22 protein-coding genes are annotated in these 19,460 nt (G+C 75.2%); 10 read left to right on the top strand and 12 right to left on the bottom strand.

The window, feature by feature from the left end; all coding sequences use genetic code 11:
• The first annotated feature begins 58 nt into the window (after positions 1-58).
• The 3 genes from Ae717Ps2_RS17840 (at position 59) to Ae717Ps2_RS17830 (ending at position 2,954) form a co-directional block, all read left to right on the top strand.
• Positions 59-1,477, top strand: coding sequence for a fatty acid desaturase (locus Ae717Ps2_RS17840; RefSeq protein ID WP_075307468.1), 1,419 nt, complete (start codon positions 59-61; stop codon positions 1,475-1,477).
• Positions 1,477-1,668: a ferredoxin gene (locus Ae717Ps2_RS17835; protein ID WP_020622593.1), complete on the top strand. Its 192-nt coding sequence runs from the start codon at positions 1,477-1,479 to the stop codon at positions 1,666-1,668. The genes Ae717Ps2_RS17840 and Ae717Ps2_RS17835 overlap by 1 nt, the downstream gene beginning before the upstream one ends.
• Before the next feature lie 71 nt (positions 1,669-1,739).
• Complete coding sequence (locus Ae717Ps2_RS17830; RefSeq protein ID WP_075307466.1) at positions 1,740-2,954, top strand: CdaR family transcriptional regulator; 1,215 nt, start codon at positions 1,740-1,742, stop codon at positions 2,952-2,954.
• Positions 2,955-3,216: 262 nt separating this feature from the next.
• On the opposite strand, the gene Ae717Ps2_RS17825 is transcribed toward Ae717Ps2_RS17830, so the two are convergent.
• The 8 genes from Ae717Ps2_RS17825 to Ae717Ps2_RS17795 all read right to left on the bottom strand — a co-directional run bounded on the left by Ae717Ps2_RS17825 (position 3,217) and on the right by Ae717Ps2_RS17795 (position 10,991).
• Positions 3,217-4,122, bottom strand: coding sequence for a hypothetical protein (locus tag Ae717Ps2_RS17825; RefSeq protein WP_043279496.1), 906 nt, complete (start codon positions 4,120-4,122; stop codon positions 3,217-3,219).
• Between the two features lie 393 nt (positions 4,123-4,515).
• Entirely contained in the window at positions 4,516-4,698 is a 183-nt protein-coding gene (locus Ae717Ps2_RS36200) for a hypothetical protein (protein ID WP_139318772.1), read from the bottom strand.
• A gap of 66 nt (positions 4,699-4,764) precedes the next feature.
• Entirely contained in the window at positions 4,765-5,865 is a 1,101-nt protein-coding gene (locus Ae717Ps2_RS17820) for an MSMEG_0565 family glycosyltransferase (RefSeq protein WP_075307464.1), read from the bottom strand.
• A gap of 3 nt (positions 5,866-5,868) precedes the next feature.
• Positions 5,869-6,702 (bottom strand): carbon-nitrogen hydrolase family protein, encoded by an 834-nt coding sequence (locus Ae717Ps2_RS17815; protein ID WP_075312088.1) that lies wholly within the window; start codon positions 6,700-6,702, stop codon positions 5,869-5,871.
• Position 6,703: 1 nt separating this feature from the next.
• Entirely contained in the window at positions 6,704-7,570 is an 867-nt protein-coding gene (locus Ae717Ps2_RS17810; RefSeq protein WP_020623658.1) for a carbon-nitrogen hydrolase family protein, read from the bottom strand.
• Entirely contained in the window at positions 7,567-9,093 is a 1,527-nt protein-coding gene (locus tag Ae717Ps2_RS17805) for an MSMEG_0567/sll0787 family protein (protein WP_233147608.1), read from the bottom strand. The genes Ae717Ps2_RS17810 and Ae717Ps2_RS17805 overlap by 4 nt, the downstream gene beginning before the upstream one ends.
• Positions 9,094-9,095: 2 nt before the next feature.
• Positions 9,096-10,286, bottom strand: a complete 1,191-nt coding sequence (locus tag Ae717Ps2_RS17800; protein ID WP_083695735.1) for an MSMEG_0568 family radical SAM protein — start codon at positions 10,284-10,286, stop codon at positions 9,096-9,098.
• 186 nt (positions 10,287-10,472) lie between these two features.
• Positions 10,473-10,991 (bottom strand): MSMEG_0572/Sll0783 family nitrogen starvation response protein, encoded by a 519-nt coding sequence (locus Ae717Ps2_RS17795; protein ID WP_020623507.1) that lies wholly within the window; start codon positions 10,989-10,991, stop codon positions 10,473-10,475.
• A 290-nt stretch (positions 10,992-11,281) separates the two neighbouring features.
• On the opposite strand from Ae717Ps2_RS17795, the gene Ae717Ps2_RS17790 reads away from it, so the two are divergent.
• The 5 genes from Ae717Ps2_RS17790 (at position 11,282) to Ae717Ps2_RS17770 (ending at position 15,038) form a co-directional block, all read left to right on the top strand.
• Positions 11,282-12,616, top strand: a complete 1,335-nt coding sequence (locus Ae717Ps2_RS17790) for an MSMEG_0569 family flavin-dependent oxidoreductase (protein WP_170918290.1) — start codon at positions 11,282-11,284, stop codon at positions 12,614-12,616.
• Positions 12,617-13,348, top strand: a complete 732-nt coding sequence (locus tag Ae717Ps2_RS17785; RefSeq protein WP_075307462.1) for an SH3-like domain-containing protein — start codon at positions 12,617-12,619, stop codon at positions 13,346-13,348.
• A complete protein-coding gene (nthA, locus tag Ae717Ps2_RS17780; protein WP_020623510.1) occupies positions 13,345-13,932 on the top strand; it encodes a nitrile hydratase subunit alpha in 588 nt (195 codons plus the stop codon). Before Ae717Ps2_RS17785 ends, nthA begins: the two co-directional genes overlap by 4 nt.
• Positions 13,929-14,294, top strand: coding sequence for a nitrile hydratase accessory protein (locus tag Ae717Ps2_RS17775; RefSeq protein WP_075307458.1), 366 nt, complete (start codon positions 13,929-13,931; stop codon positions 14,292-14,294). The genes nthA and Ae717Ps2_RS17775 overlap by 4 nt, the downstream gene beginning before the upstream one ends.
• 183 nt (positions 14,295-14,477) lie before the next feature.
• A complete protein-coding gene (locus Ae717Ps2_RS17770; RefSeq protein WP_139318771.1) occupies positions 14,478-15,038 on the top strand; it encodes a hypothetical protein in 561 nt (186 codons plus the stop codon).
• A 96-nt stretch (positions 15,039-15,134) separates the two neighbouring features.
• Here the strand turns inward: Ae717Ps2_RS17770 and Ae717Ps2_RS17765 are convergent, their stop codons facing one another.
• Together Ae717Ps2_RS17765 and Ae717Ps2_RS17760 are read right to left on the bottom strand one after the other, a co-directional pair.
• Positions 15,135-15,659: a PaaI family thioesterase gene (locus tag Ae717Ps2_RS17765; protein ID WP_075307454.1), complete on the bottom strand. Its 525-nt coding sequence runs from the start codon at positions 15,657-15,659 to the stop codon at positions 15,135-15,137.
• Positions 15,656-16,174, bottom strand: a complete 519-nt coding sequence (locus tag Ae717Ps2_RS17760) for a helix-turn-helix domain-containing protein (RefSeq protein ID WP_075329764.1) — start codon at positions 16,172-16,174, stop codon at positions 15,656-15,658. The genes Ae717Ps2_RS17765 and Ae717Ps2_RS17760 overlap by 4 nt, the downstream gene beginning before the upstream one ends.
• Positions 16,175-16,327: 153 nt before the next feature.
• Between Ae717Ps2_RS17760 and Ae717Ps2_RS17755 the strand changes: the two genes are divergently transcribed.
• On the top strand, positions 16,328-16,906 hold the full coding sequence (locus tag Ae717Ps2_RS17755) for a type 1 glutamine amidotransferase domain-containing protein (RefSeq protein WP_020622524.1): 579 nt from the start codon (positions 16,328-16,330) through the stop codon (positions 16,904-16,906).
• Between the two features lie 70 nt (positions 16,907-16,976).
• On the opposite strand, the gene Ae717Ps2_RS17750 is transcribed toward Ae717Ps2_RS17755, so the two are convergent.
• Positions 16,977-17,336, bottom strand: coding sequence for a TraR/DksA C4-type zinc finger protein (locus Ae717Ps2_RS17750; protein WP_020622523.1), 360 nt, complete (start codon positions 17,334-17,336; stop codon positions 16,977-16,979).
• Between the two features lie 264 nt (positions 17,337-17,600).
• On the opposite strand from Ae717Ps2_RS17750, the gene Ae717Ps2_RS17745 reads away from it, so the two are divergent.
• Positions 17,601-18,398, top strand: a complete 798-nt coding sequence (locus Ae717Ps2_RS17745) for an SDR family oxidoreductase (protein ID WP_075312080.1) — start codon at positions 17,601-17,603, stop codon at positions 18,396-18,398.
• A gap of 46 nt (positions 18,399-18,444) precedes the next feature.
• Here Ae717Ps2_RS17745 and Ae717Ps2_RS17740 read toward each other — a convergent pair whose 3' ends face one another.
• Positions 18,445-19,263, bottom strand: coding sequence for a SigB/SigF/SigG family RNA polymerase sigma factor (locus Ae717Ps2_RS17740; RefSeq protein WP_020622521.1), 819 nt, complete (start codon positions 19,261-19,263; stop codon positions 18,445-18,447).
• Between the last annotated feature and the right edge of the window lie 197 nt (positions 19,264-19,460).

The following is a 19,460-nucleotide window of genomic DNA, read 5'->3' as shown; positions in this document are numbered from 1 at the left end:
CGATCTCCCTAACGTCTGCTCGCGACGTTCCGTCAGAGCCGACGCGAGGAGGAACCCGATGCGGACCTATGCACTGTCCGAACCGGTGAACGGTGAACACACCTGGCAGGACGGCAAGCGCTACGCCTGGCTGCTCGGCCTGCTGGTGCCGGTGCTCCCGTTCCTCGCGATCGGGCTGCACCTGGCCACCGGCTGGTCGGTGGCGCTGTGGCTGGGCCCGATCGTCGTCCTCGTGATCGTCCCGGTGATCGACCTGTTCGCGGGCAAGGACCCGACGAACCCGCCGGACGAGATCATGGAGGAGCTGGAGGAGGACCGCTACTACCGCTGGGTCACCTACGCCTACCTCCCGCTGCAGTACGCGGGCCTGTTCGCGGGAATGTGGTACATCGCCACCGCGGGCGCCCCGGTGGTCGGCAACATCGGCCTCGCGATCACGCTCGGCACCGTCGCCGGCGTCGCGATCAACACCGCCCACGAGCTGGGCCACAAGCGCGAGGACGTCGAGCGCTGGGCCGCGAAGATCGCGCTCGCCCCGAGCTTCTACGGCCACTTCTACGTCGAGCACAACCGTGGCCACCACGTGCGCGTCTCCACCCCGGAGGACCCGGCCTCGGCCCGGATGGGCGAGAGCTTCTACCGCTTCTGGCCGCGCACCGTGCTGGGCTCGCTGACCAGCGCCTGGCGCCTGGAGCGCAAGCGCTACGCCCGCCGCGACCGGCACCCGTTCCGGATCGGCAACGACGTGCTGAACGCCTGGCTGATGTCGGTGGTGCTCTGGGGCGCGATCATCGCGCTGTTCGGCTGGGGCGTGCTGCCCTACCTGCTGATCCAGGCCGTCTTCGGGTTCACCCTGCTCGAGCTGGTGAACTACATGGAGCACTACGGGATGCTGCGCCAGAAGGTCGGCCCGCCGGACCGCCGCCGCTACGAGCGCGTGCTGCCCGAGCACTCCTGGAACTCCAACAACATCGCCACCAACGTGCTGCTCTACCACCTGCAGCGCCACTCCGACCACCACGCGAACCCGGTCCGCCGGTTCCAGACGCTGCGCGACTTCCCGGAGGCCCCGGTCCTGCCGACCGGCTACACCGGGATGATGCTGGCCGCGACCGTCCCGCCGGTGTTCCGCCGGCTGATGGACCCGCTGGTGGTGGCCCACTACGACGGCGACCTGCGTTACGCCAACCTGCAGCCCGGCAAGCGCGAGAAGCTGCTCGCCGCGTACCCGCCGCCCGCCGACCCGGCCCCGGCCGCGGAGACCGCGGCCGACGTCACCCGGCGGGCCCAGAGCGACGCCGTCACCGCCGCCCGCTGCCCCGGCTGCGGCTACACCTACGAGGTCGCCGTGGGCAACGAGGCCGAGGGCTTCCCGGCGGGCACCCCGTGGTCGCAGATCCCCGACGACTGGTGCTGCCCGGACTGCGGGGTCCGCGAGAAGGTCGACTTCGTCGCGCTCACCACCGAGGAGGTCTGATGCGCATCGTCGCCGACCTCGACGCCTGCCAGGGCATCGGGATGTGTGAGGCGATGGCCGACGGCTGGTTCGAGGTGGGGGAGGACGACGTGGTCGTCGTCCGCGACGAGCACCCGCCCGAGTCCGAGCGGTCGCACGTGGACGCCGCCGTCCGCGCCTGCCCCGCCCGCGCGCTGGCCCTGGAGAGCTGAGCACCTCCGCGCGACGCCCGCCCCGCACCGGATCCCCGGAGCCGGGCGGGCGTCGCGCTACGGTCGGTCCCGTGTCGACGGTGACCGACCTGCTCGCCCGCCTCGCGACCGAGGTCCGCGACGACGTCGAGGCGCTCGGCGCCCGGGTGCTCGCCGAGATCGACGCCGGGTTGCCCGAGCTCGGCCGCGACCCCCGCGTGCGCGAGCTGCTGGTCGCCACCGTGCAGGGGTCGCTGGAGGGGGCGCTGGCCGTGCTGACCGGCCGGGCGCCGGACGAGGTGCCGCTGCCCCCGGTCGCCGGGGAGATCGCCCGCCGCCTCGCCCAGCAGGGGGTTCCGGTCACGGTCGTCCTGCGGGCCTACCGGCTGGGGCAGTCGGTGTTCCAGCAGGAGCTCATCGGCCGCATCGCCGGGTCCGGGCTGGGGACCGCCGAGGTCGGCGACGCCGTCGGCGCGCTCACGGCGGTCGCCTTCGGCTACGTCGACCGGGTCTCCGAGGAGATGGTCGCGGTCCACCAGGCCGAACGCGACGGCTGGGTCCGCCGCCGCGACGCCGCCCGGCTCGCGATGGTCGACGCCGTGCTCGCCGGGCGCGGCGGGACCGTCACCGAGGTCGAGGCGGCGCTCGGTCACCCGGTCGCGGGGGAGCACGCGGCCGCGGTGCTCTGGGTCGACCCGGACGCCCCCGATCCCGGCCGGGCCCTGGAACGCGCCGTCGCCGACCTCGGCGTCGCCCTGGGCTGCTCGCGGGCCCCGCTGGTCGTCGCCCCGGACGCGGTCACCTCCTGGGCCTGGTACCAGGGCGGGGGTGGCCCGGTCACCCTGCCGCCCGGCCCGGTGTGGGTCGCGCTCGGCGGACCCGGCCGCGGCCTCGACGGGTTCCGCGGCGCGCACCGCCGGGCCCGCCGGGTGCAGGAGGTCGTCACCGCCGCCGTTCCCGCCGCCCGACTGCCGGTCACCACCGCCGACGACCTCGGTCCGCTGCTGCTGCTCGACGCGGGCACCGACCTGCTCGCCGACCGGGTCGCCGAGATCCTCGGCGACCTCGCGATCGACGACGAGCAGCACGCCCGGCTCCGCGACACCCTCGCGGCCTACCTGCGCGGCGGCGGCAGCCTCGCCGCCGCGGCGGGCGAGCTGCACCTGCACAAGAACACCGTGCAGTACCGGCTGCGCCGCGCCGAGGAGGTGCGGGGCCGGCCCCTCGGCGACGACCGGCTCGACGTCGAGGTGGCGCTGCTCGCCTGCCGCGTACTCGGGTCGACGGTCCTGCGCCCGCCCGACTGACCGGGGTCCCGAGGCCGGTCCGCGGCGCTGATCCGCCGCGCTGATCCGCTGCGCTGATCCGCCGCAGCGCCGACCTGCCGGCGCACCGATCTGCCGGCGTCGCGAGGATCTGCCGGCTTCGCATCGATCTGCCGCCGCTGCGCGGACCTGCCGCCGCTGCGTCGATCCGCCGGCCGCGCGGTGATCCGACCGCCGCGCGGTGATCCGCTCCGCGCGCGCGTCCGGGCACGCGCGGACAGCGGATCACCGCGCGGGGTGCGGATCATGCTGCGCGGGGGAGACGGTGCGCGACGGCGGCGAAGTCGTCCAGGTCGTCCCAGGTCCAGCGCACGACCGTGCGCACCTCGGGGCGGGCCCGCAGGGCGTCCTCGCGTCGCTTCTCCCGGACGACGGCGTCCGCCGCGCCCTCTCCCGGACGCACCGACCGCCCGTACTTGCCCAGGCCGTCGAACTCCCCGATCACCCCGTGGTCCGGCCACCAGAAGTCGACGACGCCGATCCGGTGACCGCGGTCGTCGAGCACGGGGTGCTGCAGTACGGGGGTCGCCACGTGCAGGCGCGCCATCCGGACGCGGCTGCGCGACTCGCCCGGCCCGTCCGCGCGGGCGTCGGCGAACGCGACGACGGCCCGGGCCCGGCCGATCCCGTGGCGTCCGCAGGCGGCGAGCACCGCGTCGCGCAGACGGTCGGGCGTGACCAGATGCCGGTGCAGTGCCGCGTCGGCGACGGCCACGGCGGTCTCGAACGGCGCGGTGCGGGCCACGTCGACGACGGTGCGGGCCACCGACGTCGTCGGGATGCCGTCGACGTCGACGACCTCGCCGTCGGCCAGGGGTGAGGCGTGCACGCGCAGCCGCGGCCCGCCGCGCCCGCCGGACGGGCGGTCCCGGGTGACGTGCACCGTGGTCAGGGGGACGCCCCAGACCGGCAGGCCGTGCCGCACGGCGGCGGAGGGACCGCTGACCACGGCCCCGGGGGCGAGGGTGGGGAACGTCGCCTCCACCAGGGTCGCGTGCCGTGTGGAGGCGAACCGCAGACGCTCGTCGCCGGTCTCCAGGTACACGCCCGGACGCAGACCGGTCCAGCGACCGGTGCGCAGGGCGGTGCGGATCTCGGCCTCGGTCGTCCCGAGTCTCAGCAGGTCGCGGCGCAGCAGCGGTTCGTCCACGGTCCCGACCCTGCCCGGATCCGGCCACCACACCGGGACGGGTTCGCCTCCTGTGGAGCAATCCCACGATTGTGGACGGGCACCGGTACCGGTGATCCCCGGTGCGCGCGCTGATCCGCTCGGTGCGCGCATCCGGGCACGCGCGTGCAGCGGATCACCGTGCGTGCAGCGGATCACCGTGCGTGCAGCGGATCACCGCGCGTGCAGCGGATCACCGTGCGCACGGCGGATCACCGCGCGCCCGGCGCATCACGGCGCGAACAAGGGATCACCGCGCGAACGAGGATGCCCGCGCGGCGGCGGACCAGCGCAGGTACAGGGCGATCGGCGCGGGTACAGGCGGGTCACCACCGCGGGGGGCGGAGCGGTGCGCGACCGATGTGCGACCGGTGGTCAGAGCTCGCCGGCGAGCACCTCGTGGCCGCGCAGGCGGGGCAGCGGCAGCACGACGGCGTCGCGGTCGTCGCGGGTGGGGCGGGCGCAGTGCGGGCAGCGGGCCCCGGCGGCGTCGCCGTGGCGGGCGGCGCGGCACAGGGGCACGACGGTGGCCGCAGCGGGTGCCTCGTGAGCAGGCATCGGCGTACCCCCCGGACGTCGACGTCGTGTGGTCGCCCCAGGCTAGCGCAGTCGGTGTGTCCGTCGTCACCCCACGGTGGCGAGACGGGCGCGGTAGAGGTCCGCATGCCGCTCGGCCGCCGCCGACCAGGTGTGTGCGGCGGCCAGTGCCCGCCCGGCGGCCGCGCGCCGCGGGTCGGGGGCGGCCAGCGCGTCGGCGAGCGCCGCGGCGAAACCGGCCGGGTCGTGGGCGAACCGTGCCGCGTCGCCGAAGACCTCGCGCAGCACCGGCAGGTCCCGGGTCACCAGCGGGACCCCGGCGGCGAGTGCCTCCATCGCGGCCAGGCCGAAGCCCTCCTTGGCCGACGGGAACGCGAACGCCGCCGCGCCGGCCATGAGACCGGGGAGCGCGTCGTCGTCGACGGGGCCGAGGATCTCCGGGACGACGCCCAGCTCCTCGGCCCGGGCGAGCACCCGGGACCGGTAGTCGCGGTAGTCGAACAGCGTCTCGCCGCCGCCGATCACCAGGCGGGCCCCCGGGCCGAGCAGCGCCATCGCCTCCACCAGGTCGGCGGTGCCCTTGCGCGGCTCGATCCCGCCGACCGAGAGCACGTAGCGACCGAACCGGTCCCGCCACGGCGAGCCGGCGCCGGTGTCGGCGGCCCGGGCGAAGCGGGCGGCGTCGACGCCGTTGCCGATCACGGTCGCCTCCCGGCCCCAGCCGGCGCGCACCTCGGCGGCGACGGCCCGGGAGACGCACACCAGCGCCGCCGGTCCGACCAGGGCGCGTTCGTGGCAGGCGGCCAGCTCGGGGGTGCTGAACTCGTCGAGGTGGTGCACGGTGCGCAGCAGCGAGCCGTAGCCGTGCGCGCGACCCTCGGCGTTGGCGGACAGGCAGTCCTGGGCGTGCCGCACGTCGACGGGCGGGGCCTCGGCCAACCCGGCGGCCAGGAGGTCGATCGAGCGGAGGATGCGGGCGCCGACGGTCTCGCCGTCGATCTCGGGCACCTCGACCAGGTGCACCGCGACGCGGGGGTCGACGGCCCGGAAGAAGCCGGCGTCCCCGCCTCGGGCCAGTGAGAACACCGCGACGTCGTGCCCGGCGGCGGCGAGCGCCTCGGCCAGCGCGAGGGTGTGCACGACCCCGCCGCGCGGCTTGGTGGAGTAGGTGGACAGCCGGATCCGCACCGCTCAGCCCCGGTAGAGGTCGGGTCGGCGTTCCTTGAGGTGGTGCAGCACCGCGCGGGCGGAGCCGATCATCTCGGCGGGTTCGACGTCGGCGACGGCGAGCCCGCCCTTGGACCAGGTGCGGGCCAGGATGTCCCCGCCCGGCCCGACGACCTTCGCCCGGCCCAGGAAGTGCAGCGAGCCGTTGCGCCCGCTCTGGTTCGCCGAGAGCAGCAGCACCTGGTTCTCCGCGGCGCGGGACTGGTCGTACAGGTCGAACAGCCGGGCCTGGCGGTCCTGCGCCATCCGGGGAGCCCGGTTGGTCAGCGAGGTCGGCCAGGCCGACAGGCAGGCCAGCAGCTGCGCGCCGTCGAGCGCCAGGGAGCGGGCCGACTCGGGGAAGGTCTTGTCGTGGTCGATGAGCATCCCCATCCGGCCGGCGGGGGTGTCGAACGCGGTGAACCCGTCCCCGGCGGCGAACAGCCCGGCCACACCCGCGGGCTGGTGCACCTTCCGGTGCCTGCCGAGCACGCCGTCGCCGGTCAGGCAGACCGCGGAGTTCCAGCGGACCCCCGGCTCGGGTCCGGCCTCGCAGAACCCGACGCACACCACCATCTCCCTGGCGAGCGCGGCGACCGCGCGCACCTCGGGGCCGTCCGGGTCGAGCTCGGGCGGCAGCACCGCGTCGTCGGCCGGGTCGGGGCTGCGCAGGTCGTGCACGTAGCCGCCGAGCGCGCCGTCGGGCAGCACCAGCACGCTCACGCCCTGCTCCCGGGCGTGCGCGACGATCACGCCGATCCGCTCCAGGTCGAACGCGACGTCCCGGGTGAAGTTCGCGGCCGCCGCGGCGACACGCACCTCACACCCCCGCGCGGACCGGACCCGGTCCGTAGGCCGCCGGACGGCGGTCACGCAGGTGCCCCATCACGCGGCGGGCGGCGTCCACGGACTGGTCGACGTCGACGGTCGCGACGGCCAGACCGGCCTCGCTGCCGGTCGTCGCCAGCACCTCGCCTCCCGGGTCGACGATCTTCGCGCTCGCCACCAGCTGCATGTCGCCGAAGGTACCGGCCTGGTTCGCCGAGACCCAGACGATCTGGTTCTCCAGCGCCCGGGAGCGGTCGTGCAGGTCGAAGCGGCGGGCCCACCGGTCGTCGGCGAGCACCGGGGCCCGGTTGGTCCGCGACGCCGGCCACGCCGACAGGCACAGCACGGTCCGGGCGCCGTCGTCGGCCAGCGCGCGGGCCGCCTCGGGGAACGCCTTGTCGTAGCAGATCATCATGCCGGTGCGGCCGTACGGCGTGTCGAACGCGGCGAACCGGTCACCGGCGGCGTAGCTGGAGTTCTCGTTGATCGGCTGGTGCACCTTGCGGTGCCGGCCGAGCACCCCGTCACCGGTGACGGCGACGCAGGAGTTGTAGGGCAGCCCGCCGGACGCGTCGTCCCCGATCTCGCAGTACCCGGCCGCGACGACCATGTCCCCGGCCAGCGCGGCAAGCCGCCGGATCTCCGGTCCGTCCGGGTCCAGCTGCGGGGGCCGGTCGGCCGGGGTGCCGGGCACGTCGTGCAGCGACGACAGGTAGCCGCCCATCGCGGCCTCGGGCAGCGCGAGCACCTGCACCCCGGCCGCGCGGGCGCGGGCGATCGTGGCGGCGATCCGGTCGAAGTCCTCGTCGAGGTCACGGACGAAGCCCTGCGCGGCGGCACCGAAGGTCGTGGGCGTCATCGGGTCTCCTCAGGGTGGGGGGCGGGGGTGCCGGCGCGGCCCATGCCGGTGACGCCCGCGGCGACGGCCTCGGTCTCCTCGCCGTCCGGCCAGCGCAGCCGGACCCCGGCACCGGGGACGAGCTCGCCGCACTCGGCGGAGACCGCGGGACCGGCGTCGGGGGCGGGGGCGCCGGGGTCGTCCGCGGTGAGCAGACCGAACCCGGGGAAGCAGGTGAACCAGTCGCCCGCGGTGGCACCGTCGGGGCGGGGGACGGCGGCGACGTCGAGCACGGCGCCGACCCCGGAGGCCTCGGCGAGCATGCCGAGGGTTCCGGCGAGCCCGGCCATCGACACGTCCTTCGCGGCGGCCGGGCGGTGCGGTGCGTCCGGGCCGATGGCGCCGACGGTCGCGGCGAGCTCAGCGCGGGTGCGGGAGGTGGTCGAGTCCCACTGGCGTCCGGCGTAGCCGGGTCGCCAGCCGCCGCCGAGGTCGGTGGTGAGCCGCACCCGGTGCCCGGCTCGCCCGCCACCGGCGGGGACGGGCCGGTCGGTGCGCCCGAGCGCGGTCAGCGACAGCGACGCGGGCACGTCGAGCTGGGTGTGCCCGCCGAGCAGCGGGACGCCGTAGGCGGCGGCCGCGTCGCGCACGCCGCTCAGCACGCGGTGGGCGAAGGAGGCGTCCCGGGCGCCGACGGCGTCGAGCAGTCCGACGGGGGCGGCGCCCATCGCCGCGAGGTCGTTGACGTTGACCAGCACCCCGGCCCAGCCCGCCCATTCCGGGTCGCGCTCGACCATGGCGGGCACGATCGCGTCGCAGCAGGCGATCAGGTCGCTGCCCGGGACGGGGGCGCCGTCGTCGCCGACGAACCCGGCCGGGCCGAGCCCGCCGACCAGCGCCCCCAACGGGGCCTTGGTGGCGACGACGAGATCCTGGACGCGGGTCACCGGCCACCGCATCGTGACGTGCGGGGCCCCGGCGACCACGCTGTCGCGCACCCGGGTCCAGCCGAGCCGCTCGAACAGGACCGCGCCCGCGGCCTGCACGTCGGCGTCGAAGCGCAGGGCACCCGCGGCCTCGGCGCGCGCGCACGCGGCGCGGACCAGCGCGGCGCCGACCCCGACACCGGCGCGGCGGCGTGCGGCGGGGGCCACCACCAGCCTGCTGCCGGTCCACCACCCGATGTCGGGGTGGGCCGCCCTGGCCGGGCCGAGGCGTACCCCGCCGAGCAGGGTCCCGTCGGCGTCGTGGGCGAGCAGGACGACGACGCGGCCGTCGGCGTCGTGGTCGTCGAGGTCGGCGGTGGGTCGGTCGGGGAACAGGCCCTGCTCGACGCAGAACACCGCGCGGCGCAGCGCCCGGTACGCGGCGACGCCGGGGTCGCGCGCATCGTCGGCGCGGGCCTCACGGATCGTGATCGCGGGTGGGTCGCCCGCGCCGGTCGGGCGGCCGCCGAGCAGCTCGTCGGCGATCCAGCGCGGTGCCGGGGTCAGGTGCCGGGGTTTCCCGGTCACGAAGCGGGGGCGCGGGTCGGTGGTGCTCACGCTCAGCCCCCCGCCGCCGACAGGGCGCTGCACGCCCCGCAGGCCGCACAGCCCGCGGCCTGGTCGGCGCCGCGCATCCCGGCGGCGCGGAGCACCGCGGCGACCCGCTCGGTGACGTCGGCGAGCAGGTCCGGGGCGGGTGCGGGCACCCCGTCGGCGAACGCGAGGGTGCCGGGCAGCGGCCGGTAGGGGACGACGAACGGGTACACCCCGGCCGCGACCAGCTCCGCCGCGCCGGCGACGAGCTCGTCGGGGTCCTCACCGAGACCGACGATCAGGTAGGTCGACACCGAGTTCGGGCCGAACACCCGCACGGCCTCGTCCCAGGCCGCCCAGTACTGGGACAGCGGAACCGTGGCCTTGCCGGGCATCCAGCGGCGGCGGACGTCGTCGTCGAGGGACTCGACGTGGATGCCGATCGCGTCGGCACCCGCGGCGGCCAGCTCGGCGACCACGCCGAGGTCGTCGGGGGCGGGCGGCTCGCACTGGACCTGGATCGGCAGCGCGGGGACGCGCTCGCGGATCGCGCGCACGCAGCGCAGCAGGTGTCGGGCGCCGCGGTCGCGGCCGTTCGAGGTGCCGGTGGTCAGCACCATCTGACGCACCCCGTCCAGGCGGACCGCGGCCTCGGCGACCTCGGCGAGCTGGTCGGGGGTCTTCACCGCCGTCGTCGCGCCGGAGGCCAGGGACTGCTCGATCGCGCAGAACCGGCAGCGGTCGGCCTCGCCGTAGCGCACGCAGGTCTGCACCACCGTCGAGGCGAGCACGTCGTTGCCGTGCAGGCGGGCGATCTTCTCGTAGGACACGCCGTCGGCGGTGGTGAGGTCGTAGAACGCCGGCCGGGCGACGGTGTCGACGGCGACGCCCATGTCGGTCACGCCGCCGCCGGGCTCGCGGCGCAGCAGCCGTCCGTCCCGCAGCCGGTACGGGGAGTCGGCGACGATCGGGACCGTGGTCGCCAGCCCGTCGACGAGCACGTGCCCGTCCGCGGACGGTCCCGCCCCGCCGGGGCGGCGCAGCGGGATGACCGAGCCGAGGTCGGTCACGCCGGAGGGTCGGTCCGGCCGGGTGCCGGTGTCAGCGCCGGTGCCGGAACCGGTGTCGGAGTCGGTGTCGGGGTCGAGCCCCACGCCGCGGACGGCGAGCTCGGCGCGGGCCCGCAGACCGGGCTCGGTACGGGACGGTGCGGACATGCGGCGGACCTCCGTGGATGCGACGGCCGGGTGCGACGGGCCGGATGCGACGGGCCGGGTGCGGCGGGGCGACCGGTGCGCCCGGCCGCACCGAGACGCAGCCCACGGCGGGCGTGGCGGGCGACGGGGCGCCCTGTGCTGCATCTCGGTGCGGGATCCGGTACGCGACGGCGTCCCGCCGTCTCCTCAGAGCTGGTAGGTCGAGTTGATGATCGCGCCCTTGCGGGCGTAGTAGATGAGGGCGTCCTGGACGTCGAGCGGGTGCGTCGGGATGACGCCCTCGATCAGGTCCTCCTCGCGGGCACCGTGCAGCGACAGCCCGAAGCGACAGCAGTAGACCTTGCCGCCCTCGCCGATGAAGGTCTTGAGCTGGTCGTTGATGTTGTGCTCGCCGGGGAACGCGGACGTGCCGGTGGTCGGGAAGCCGCGGGTGGCCAGGCAGTTCAGCGAGCCGGGGCCGTAGAAGTACATGGCCGACTCGAAGCCCTTGCGCAGGGCACGGGTCGCCTGCAGCACGGCCACGAAGCTGACCGAGGACTCGTGGGCGATGCCGTGCACCAGGGTGAAGTAGGTCTCGCCGTCCTCGGCCTGCAGGTCGGGGAAGACCTTCGTCCCGCCGTAGATGCTTGAACCCTCGGGCAGCGAGGGGTGCGGGATCTCCTCGAGGCTCTTCTTCTCGACGTCGGACAGCTCGGCGCTGGTCATGGGGATGCTCCTCGTGGTGTGACGGATCCACGCCGGGAAACGTGTGCGTGGGAGCGCCGGAGAGGGAGAATGCGATGGGATCGGGTCCCACCGTTTCCGGCGATCACTACGACACCAGTGTTCTGTTGCCGGAACGTTGAGAGCGGACTACGACAACAATTCCGGATCGGCCCTGTGTGACCGTCGTGTTGCGTAACACGGGGCAATACTCCCGTCGTCCGAACGACACGATTCGGTAATGCGACGGGTCGACGGTGGGTCCGTTCCCCGACCACCCACGAGGAGGCCCCATGACCGCGATGATCCGACGCGAGGACCGGCGTCCCCCGCCCGCCGAGCTGGACGGTGAGCACCGGACGGTCGTCGTCGTCGGCGGCGGGCAGGCGGGTCTGTCGATGAGCCGGTGCCTGGACGTGCGCGGCATCGACCACCTCGTCCTCGAACGCGACGTCGTCGCCTCGTCCTGGAAGCGGCACCGCTGGGACACGTTCAGCCTGGTCACGCCGAACTGGCAGTGCGACCTGCCGGACTTCCCCTACGCCGGGCCGGACCCGCACGGGTTCATGGTCCGCAGCGAGATCGTCGACTACCTGGAGGCCTACCGGGCGTTCGTCGACCCGCCGCTGATCGAGGGCGTCGAGGTGAGACGCGTGCACCAGGACGAGCGGGGGACCTTCGTCGTCGAGACCTCCGCCGGGAGGTGCACCGCGGACCAGGTCGTCGTCGCCACCGGCGGGTACCACACACCGCTCACCCCGCCGCTGTCCGAGCCGCTGCCGGCCGGCATCACGCAGATCGGGTCCCAGGACTACCGCAACCCCGGGCAGCTGCCGCCGGGGGAGGTGCTGGTGGTCGGGTCCGGGCAGTCCGGCGCCCAGATCGCCGAGGACCTGCACCTGGAGGGACGGACGGTGCACCTCGTCGTCGGGCACGCGCCGCGGGTGGCCCGCTTCTACCGGGGCCGCGACGTCACCGACTGGCTCGACGAGATGGGCTACTACCGGATGCCGGTCACCCGGCACCCGCGTCGCGAGGCCGTGCGCGCGCAGGCCAACCACTACGTGACCGGCCGCGACGGCGGTCGCGACATCGACCTGCGCCGCTTCGCCACCGAGGGCATGCGGCTCTACGGCGCGCTCACCGACCACGCCGCGGGGCGGCTCACCTTCGCCCCCGACCTGGAGTCCTCCCTGGACCACGCCGACGAGGTCAGCGAGTCCATCAAGGACACCATCGACGGCTGGATCGCCGACAAGGGGATCGACGCCCCGGTCGAGGAGCGCTACACCCCGGTGTGGCGCCCGGAGCGCGAGATCACCGAGCTGGCGCTGGCCGACACCGGGATCACCTCGGTGGTCTGGTGCATCGGGTTCCGGCAGGACTTCTCCTGGGTCGACCTCGGTGTGTTCACCGGCCGCGGCTCGCCGGTGCACAGCCGCGGCGTGACGAGCGTTCCCGGGTTGTTCTTCCTCGGTCTGCCCTGGCAGTGGACCTGGGGGTCCGGACGGTTCTCCGGGGTGGGCGCCGACGCGGCGTTCCTCGCCGAGCGGATCCGCTCCCAGCGCGGCCTGACCTCGACCGGCGGCCGCGGCGACGTCTGCAACGTCCTGGCCCTGGGGTCCTGAGTGGACGGGTCCGTCGACCCTGACGACCCGGCCGACCTGGGCGGGACGACGGGCTGGGGCCGGGTCGTCGCCCCGGGCGACGTCGAGCCCGAGCCGCCGTTCGCCCGGGCATGGGAGGGGCGGGCGTTTGCACTGACCGCGCTGACCATGGGCCGGATCTCCGGACGCAACCTGGACGCGTTCCGGCACGCGCTGTCCCGGTTGGACCGCACCCGCTACCTCGACGACGGTTACTACGGCCGCTGGCTGCATGCCGCCGAGCTGATGCTGGTCGACTCGGGCGTGCTGGCTCCCGGCGCGGTGGAGGCCCGTGCCCGGCACACCCGCGGCGAGGACGTGCCCGAGCCGGCCGACCCGCCCCTGGCGAAGCCCGACTACGCACCCACCGCGCCCGGGTCGCTGCGCACCGTCGACGCCGCGCCGCGCTTCGCCCCCGGCGACCCGGTCCGCGCCCGCCGGGAGCCCCCGGACGTCGCGCCGCCCGCGCCGTCGGCGGGGCCGGTCGGGCGGGGACCGTGCAAGCTGCCCCGCTATCTGCGCGGAGCGCCCGGTGCCGTGACCGCGGTCCGGCCCGCGCACGTGCTGCCCGACACCCACGCGGTGTTCGCCGGGGAGCACCCCGAGCACGTGTACACCGTGGCCTTCGCCGCCCCCGACGTGTGGGGCCCCGGCGCGCACCCGGACGTGATCGTGCACGCCGACCTGTTCGAGTCCTACCTGGAGCCACGATGACCGACGACGATCCCGGTCCGGCGCTGCGCACCGCGGCGCTGGAGGAGCTGCTGGTCGAACGGGGGCTGGTGGACCCGGCCGTCGTCGACGGGTTCGTGCGCACCTACGAACGCGACGTCGGTCCCCTGAACGGGGCGACGGTCGTCGCCCGCGCCTGGACCGACCCGGAGTACCGGGAGTGGCTGCTGCGCGACGGCACGGCGGCGATCGCCGCGCTCGGGTTCAGCGGACCGCAGGGCGAGCACATGGTGGTGCTGGAGCAGACCGACCAGGTGCACCACGTCGTGGTCTGCACGCTGTGCTCCTGCTATCCGTGGCCGGTCCTCGGCCTGCCCCCGAGCTGGTACAAGGACCCCGCCTACCGGGCCCGGGTCGTGCGCGAGCCGCGCACCGTGCTCGCCGAGATGGGGCTCGACGTGCCCCCGGAGCGCCGGATCGAGGTGTGGGACTCCTCGGCCGAGGTCCGCTACCTCGTGCTGCCGCGCCGACCCGCCGGCACCGACGGGTTCACCGTCGAGCAGCTCGCCGGGCTGGTCGGGCGGGACGCGATGGTCGGGGTCGCCGACGTGGCCGGGCCGTCGTGAGCGGGCCGGTGCTCGACACCACGGGTCCCGCGGCCCCGCCGCGCAGCAACGGGGAGCTGGTGTTCGCCGCGCCCTGGGAGGGGCGCGCGTTCGGGCTGGCCGTCGCGCTCGCCGAGGCGGGGGTGTTCACCTGGGACGGGTTCCGCGACCGGCTGGTCGCGCGGATCGCCGCCGATCCCGCCGCCCCCTACTACGGTTGCTGGCTCGCCGCCTGTGAGGACGCGCTCGTCGCCGCGGGCCGTCTCGACGGGGCGGAGGTGCTCACCCGGGCCGCCGACCTCGCCGCCCGCCCGGCCGGGCACGACCACGACCACGCCGACCACGACCACGCCGACCACGACCACGCCGACCACGCTCGGTAGGAGAACGTGCACCGATCGTCACAGAATGGTTCGGTGGTCGCATTCCGCGCATTACCCCGCGCGAATGGGGAAGGGAACTGCGCCGACCCGATCGGGGCGGTGAACGACCCGGCCGGTGTCACCGCTCGGTAACCGATCATGTTTCGCGGGGCCGATGTCCCGGTGCGCGGATAGATTGTGGTCATGAGCGGATCGCGGCCGATGGTCCTGCGGACCGTCGCCTGGTGCGCGGGCGTCCTGCTGGTGGGCGCCGGCGTGCTGGCCGCCGTCGTCGTCGGTGTCGGGACGCTCGTCGCACCGGGGGAGGCGCGCGCGTCCCGCGAGATCGACCCGGCCACCGAGTTCGCCCGGCTCGCCGTCGACGACCCGGCCGCCGCGCTGCGCTCGTGCACCCCCGCGCAGGGGACCCTCCTCGACGCCCTCTCCGGTGCGCTCCCGGCCGGTGCGGTGCCCGGCGCGGCCCGGTTCACCGCGACCGACGGGGACCTCACGTTCGTCTCGGCGCCGATCACCGGCACGGTGCGCGGCGCCGGGGACCGCGCCGTGTGGGTGTGGGGGCGCCAGGGCTTCGCCGCCGTCACCGACGACGCGCGCGCCCTCACCCCCGAGCTCCCCGGGCCCGCGCGCTACGCCACCGGCCCGGACGCGGCGGGCGCGGTCCGCGCCGCGACCTGCGTCGAGGCCGCGCAGCGCGCCGAACGCTCCGGCGTCGCGCCGACCCAGGGCCCGATCGTCCCGCGCTGAGCCGGGCTCGCCCCCGGGCACGATCAGCCCGGCCCCCGGGCAGGGTCAGCTCGGCCCCCCGGGCGGGGGCAGCTCAGTCCCGCGGGCGGGATCAGCTCAGTCCCCGGGCAGGATCAGGCAGCTCGACGTGGCCTCGCCCAGCAGCCTCCCCCGGGCGTCGGTCAGCTCGGCCCGGGCCAGCGCGGTGCGGCGCCCGGCCTGCACGACGTGGCCGGTGCACGTCACGGTGCCGGTGTCGACGGTGATCCGGCGCAGGAAGCGCACCGACAGGTCCAGGCTGGTGTAGCCGGTCCCGGCGGGGAGCGTGGAGTGCACCGCGCACCCGCAGGCGGAGTCGAGCAGCGTGGCGTACACCCCGCCGTGCACCGAGCCGATCGGGTTGTACTGGTGCTCGCCGGGTTCGAAGGCGAACGCGACGCGCCCGTGCTCGGCGGAGACGGCGCGGAAGCCGACGAGACTCGCGACGGGCGCGCCGGGGAGACGGCCGTCGACGATCCGGCGCAGGTACTCCAGTCCGTCCAGACCGGACGCGGCGGCGGCGAGCGCCATCGGGTCGGTCCACTCGTGCTCGCGGCGGCGCGTGGCGGCCGGCCCGGTGGCGGGCCCTGCTGCGGAGGTCATCGTGGCTCCTGGTCGGTGTCGGTGTCGGTGTCGGTGTCGGTGTCGGTGTCGGTGTCGGGGGCTCCGGGCCCCGGTTCGAGGTGGACCTCGTCGGTACGGCCCAGACGGTGTCCGGCACCGCACACGCTCACCAGGCGCACCGGGGCGCCGCAGCCGGTGTGCACGCGGACCACGGGAGGTCCGGCGTCGCCGGCGAGGTGCCGGTCACCGAAGTCCATGAGTGCGGCCAGGACGACGCCCAGATCGCGGCCGCGCCGGGTCAGGCGGTACTCGGCACGGGTCCGCGCCCCGGGTTCGCGGTAGTCCACCCGTTCGACGACGCCGTCGTCGACCAGCTCGGACAGGCGCCGGCTCTGCACGGTGCGCGCGACACCCAGGCCGCGCGCCAGCTGGTCGAAGCGGGTGATCCCGCGGCCGAGGTCGCGCACCAGCAGCACCGTCCAGGGGTCGGCCAGCAGCGCCGCGGTGCGGGCCACCGAGCACACCTGGGACGCCGCCGCCGTCCGTGCGTCCATCCCGCCCCCTGGGTATCGCTGAGCTACCCAGGCAGCTTAGCCCGGCGGGGAGGACGGCGACAGATGCCGGTCCCTCGTGCGCGATTGACCGCGCCCACAGCGGGAAGGCGGGACGGGACACCGCACGAGCACGAGACCGAGGAGGAACCCACGGTGGCGAACGAACTGCAGGGCCGGACCGTCGCGATCCTGGCCACGGACGGCGTCGAGAAGGTCGAGCTGGTCCAGCCCCGCGACGAGCTGCGCAAGGCCGGCGCGCGGGTCGAGGTGGTCTCGCTGTCCACGGACCCGATCCAGTCGATGTCGGCCGACATCAACCCGGACGAAAAGCTCGACGTCGACCGTGCCGTCGCGGACGTGTCCGCCGACGACTACGACGCCCTGGTGCTGCCCGGCGGCACCGTGAACCCGGACAACCTCCGGGCCGACGCCACCGCGGTGGCGTTCGTGAAGGCGTTCTTCACGGCGGGCAAGCCGGTCGGCGCGATCTGCCACGGGCCGTGGACGCTGGTCGAGGCCGACGTCGTGAAGGGCCGCACCCTCACCTCGTTCCCGAGCATCCGGACCGACCTGCGCAATGCCGGCGCGACCGTCGTCGACGAGCAGGTCGTGACCGACGAGGGGCTGGTCACCAGCCGCAACCCCGACGACCTCGACGCGTTCTGCGCGAAGCTGGTCGAGGAGTTCGCCGAGGGCAGGCACCCGGTGCACCCGGAGGGTGCGACCGCCTGAGCTCCCCACGTACGACGGACGGGGCCGTCCTCCCAGGTGGGAGGGCCGGCCCCGTCGGCGTCGGTCCGGGTCAGCCCTCGACCGGGCCGGGCATCTGCGCGTCGTCCTCGGGGTGCTCGCGACAGCGGTCGGTGTCGGGGCGCACCTCGAGCCGCTCGTCGTCGATCCGTCCGCCGCACACGTCGCAGCGGCCGTACTCGCCCTTGTCGAGGCGGGTCAGCGCCGCGCGCACCCGCCGTGTGCGGGCGCGGCGGGTGTTCTCGTCCAGGTCGTGGGCCATCGTCTCGTAGGCCCGAGCGCCCTCGTCGCCGAAGTCGAGACCGTCGCCGACGCGGTCCTGGCCCGGGGCCGGCCGCTCGGTCGCGACCGTACCGCCCTCCAGCCGGTCCAGCTCCTCGGTCAGCAGGGACCGTGCCCGCTGCGCGTCCATCGGGGTCTCCTCTCCTTGTCGTGGCGACCGTGCCGGCCGCACGCGGACCGGACTACCCCGCCCGCCGTCCGGCACACGCGCACCGTTTCGCTGCCGGAGCCACGGGTAGCCGCGGTCCGGTCGTCGGGCGCGGCCGTCGACCCCCTCGGTCGTGCCCGTCGGTCTCCCGCCCGCCGTCGCACCGACGCGGGACGACCGTGAGGAGCCCCCGTGCCCGACAGCCCGCCCGCTCAGCAGCAGACCCCGCCCGGTGACACCGCGGCGATGACCCCCGAGCCCCGCGACGAGATGCGCGGCTACCGGGGCCGTGACCTGCTCGCCGGCACCGTCGCACTGGTCACCGGCGGCGACTCCGGCATCGGGCGCGCCGTCTGCGTCGCCTTCGCCAAGGAGGGCGCCGACGTCGCCCTGGCCCATCTCGACGAGGACACCGACGCCGAGCACACCGCGCGGCTCGTTCGCGACGAGGGCCGCCGCTGCCTGACCCTGCCCGGTGACCTCGGCGACGCCGGGCACTGCGCCGAGGTCGTGCGCCGCACCGTCGACGAGCTCGGCCGCCTGGACACCGTGGTCAACAACATCGCCACCCAGGACCCCGTCGACGATCTCACCGACATCGACGACGATGCCTGGCTGCGCACCTTCGAGGTGAACATCCACAGCTACTTCCGCGTGACCAAGGCGGCCCTCGCGCACCTGCCCGACGGCGGCGCGATCGTCAACACCGGGTCGATCAACGGGTTGCGCGGCAACAAGAGCCTCATCGACTACTCCGCCACCAAGGGCGCGGTGCAGTCGCTGACGTCCTCGCTCGCCCAGTCGCTGACCCCGCGCGGCATCCGGGTCAACTGCGTCGCACCCGGCCCGGTGTGGACCCCGCTGATCCCGGCGACCATGCCGGAGGAGAAGGTCGAGGGCTTCGGGGAGCAGACCCCGATGGGGCGGCCCGCGTCCCCGGACGAGATCGCCCCGTCCTTCGTGTTCTTCGCCGCGCCGCGGCTGTCCTCGTACTACACCGGGGAGGTGCTCGCCCCGGTCGGTGGTGAGACCCTGCCCGGCTGACACCGGGAGGTCGCGGGGAGGCCCCCGCCGGGGAGGCCCGCACGGGTCAGTCGCCGGTGAGCCGCTCGCGCAGCCGCGACAGCGTGCGGGACAGCAGCCGGGACACGTGCATCTGGGAGATGCCCAGGTCGGCGGCGATCTGGGACTGGGTCCGGTCGCCGTAGAAGCGCAGCACCAGGATGCGGCGCTCGCGCTCGGGCAGCTCGGCCAGCGCCGCCCGCATGCCCGGGCCGTGGGCCGCCAGGTCCAGCGCCGGGTCCTCTCCGCCCAACCGCTCGACGAGCGGCAGGGTCTGACCGGGGCCGTCGCCGTCGCCGACGGGGGCGTCGAGGGACCTGGCGTGGTGCGACTCCAGCGCGCCGAGCGCGTCGACGACCTCGTCGACCGACACGCCGGCCTGCTCGGCGATCTCCGACGGCCGCGGCGGGCGCCCGAGGCGCTGGCCCATCTCGTCGGCGATCCGGCCGACCGCGACGGCCAACTCCTTGAGGTCGCGCGGTACCCGCACCGACCACGAGTGGTCGCGCAGGTGACGCTTCATCTCGCCGCGGATGCTCGGCACCAGGTAGCCCAGCGGGCCCCCGGTCGCCGACCCCGGGTCGTACCGGTCGACCGCCTTGACCAGGCCGAGCATGCCGGCCTGCTCGATGTCCTCGGCGCCCCGGCCGGGAGCGGCGAAGCGCCGGGACAGGTTGCGCACCAGGGGACGGAACTCGGTGATGACGTGGTCGCGCAACGCCGCCCGGCCGGGTGCACCGTCCGGGGTGGCCGCCAGCTGGTGCAGGTCGGGGATGAGGTCGTCGTAGCCGTGGCGGCCGTCGCGGGTGCGCTCCGCGGGCCGGGTGGGAAGTGTGGGACTGTGCATGGTCCCTCGCAATCGCCGATGGCAGTGCGGGGTCCGCTGCGTGTTGAACGGATCTCGGATCGGCTCCCTGGACACGGTACGTATCGGAGCCGGACGATCACCGTAACCCCGGGCCGCGGCCCCCACAACCCGTCGGAGCCGCTGCGGGGCAACGCGGGGACCGCACCCCTCGTCGGGCGCGGCGCGTCCGACGAGGG

Origin of the sequence: Pseudonocardia sp. Ae717_Ps2, from assembly GCF_001932475.1 — a bacterium.
GTDB lineage: Bacteria > Actinomycetota > Actinomycetes > Mycobacteriales > Pseudonocardiaceae > Pseudonocardia.
This window is presented reverse-complemented; position numbering and strand designations above follow the sequence as displayed.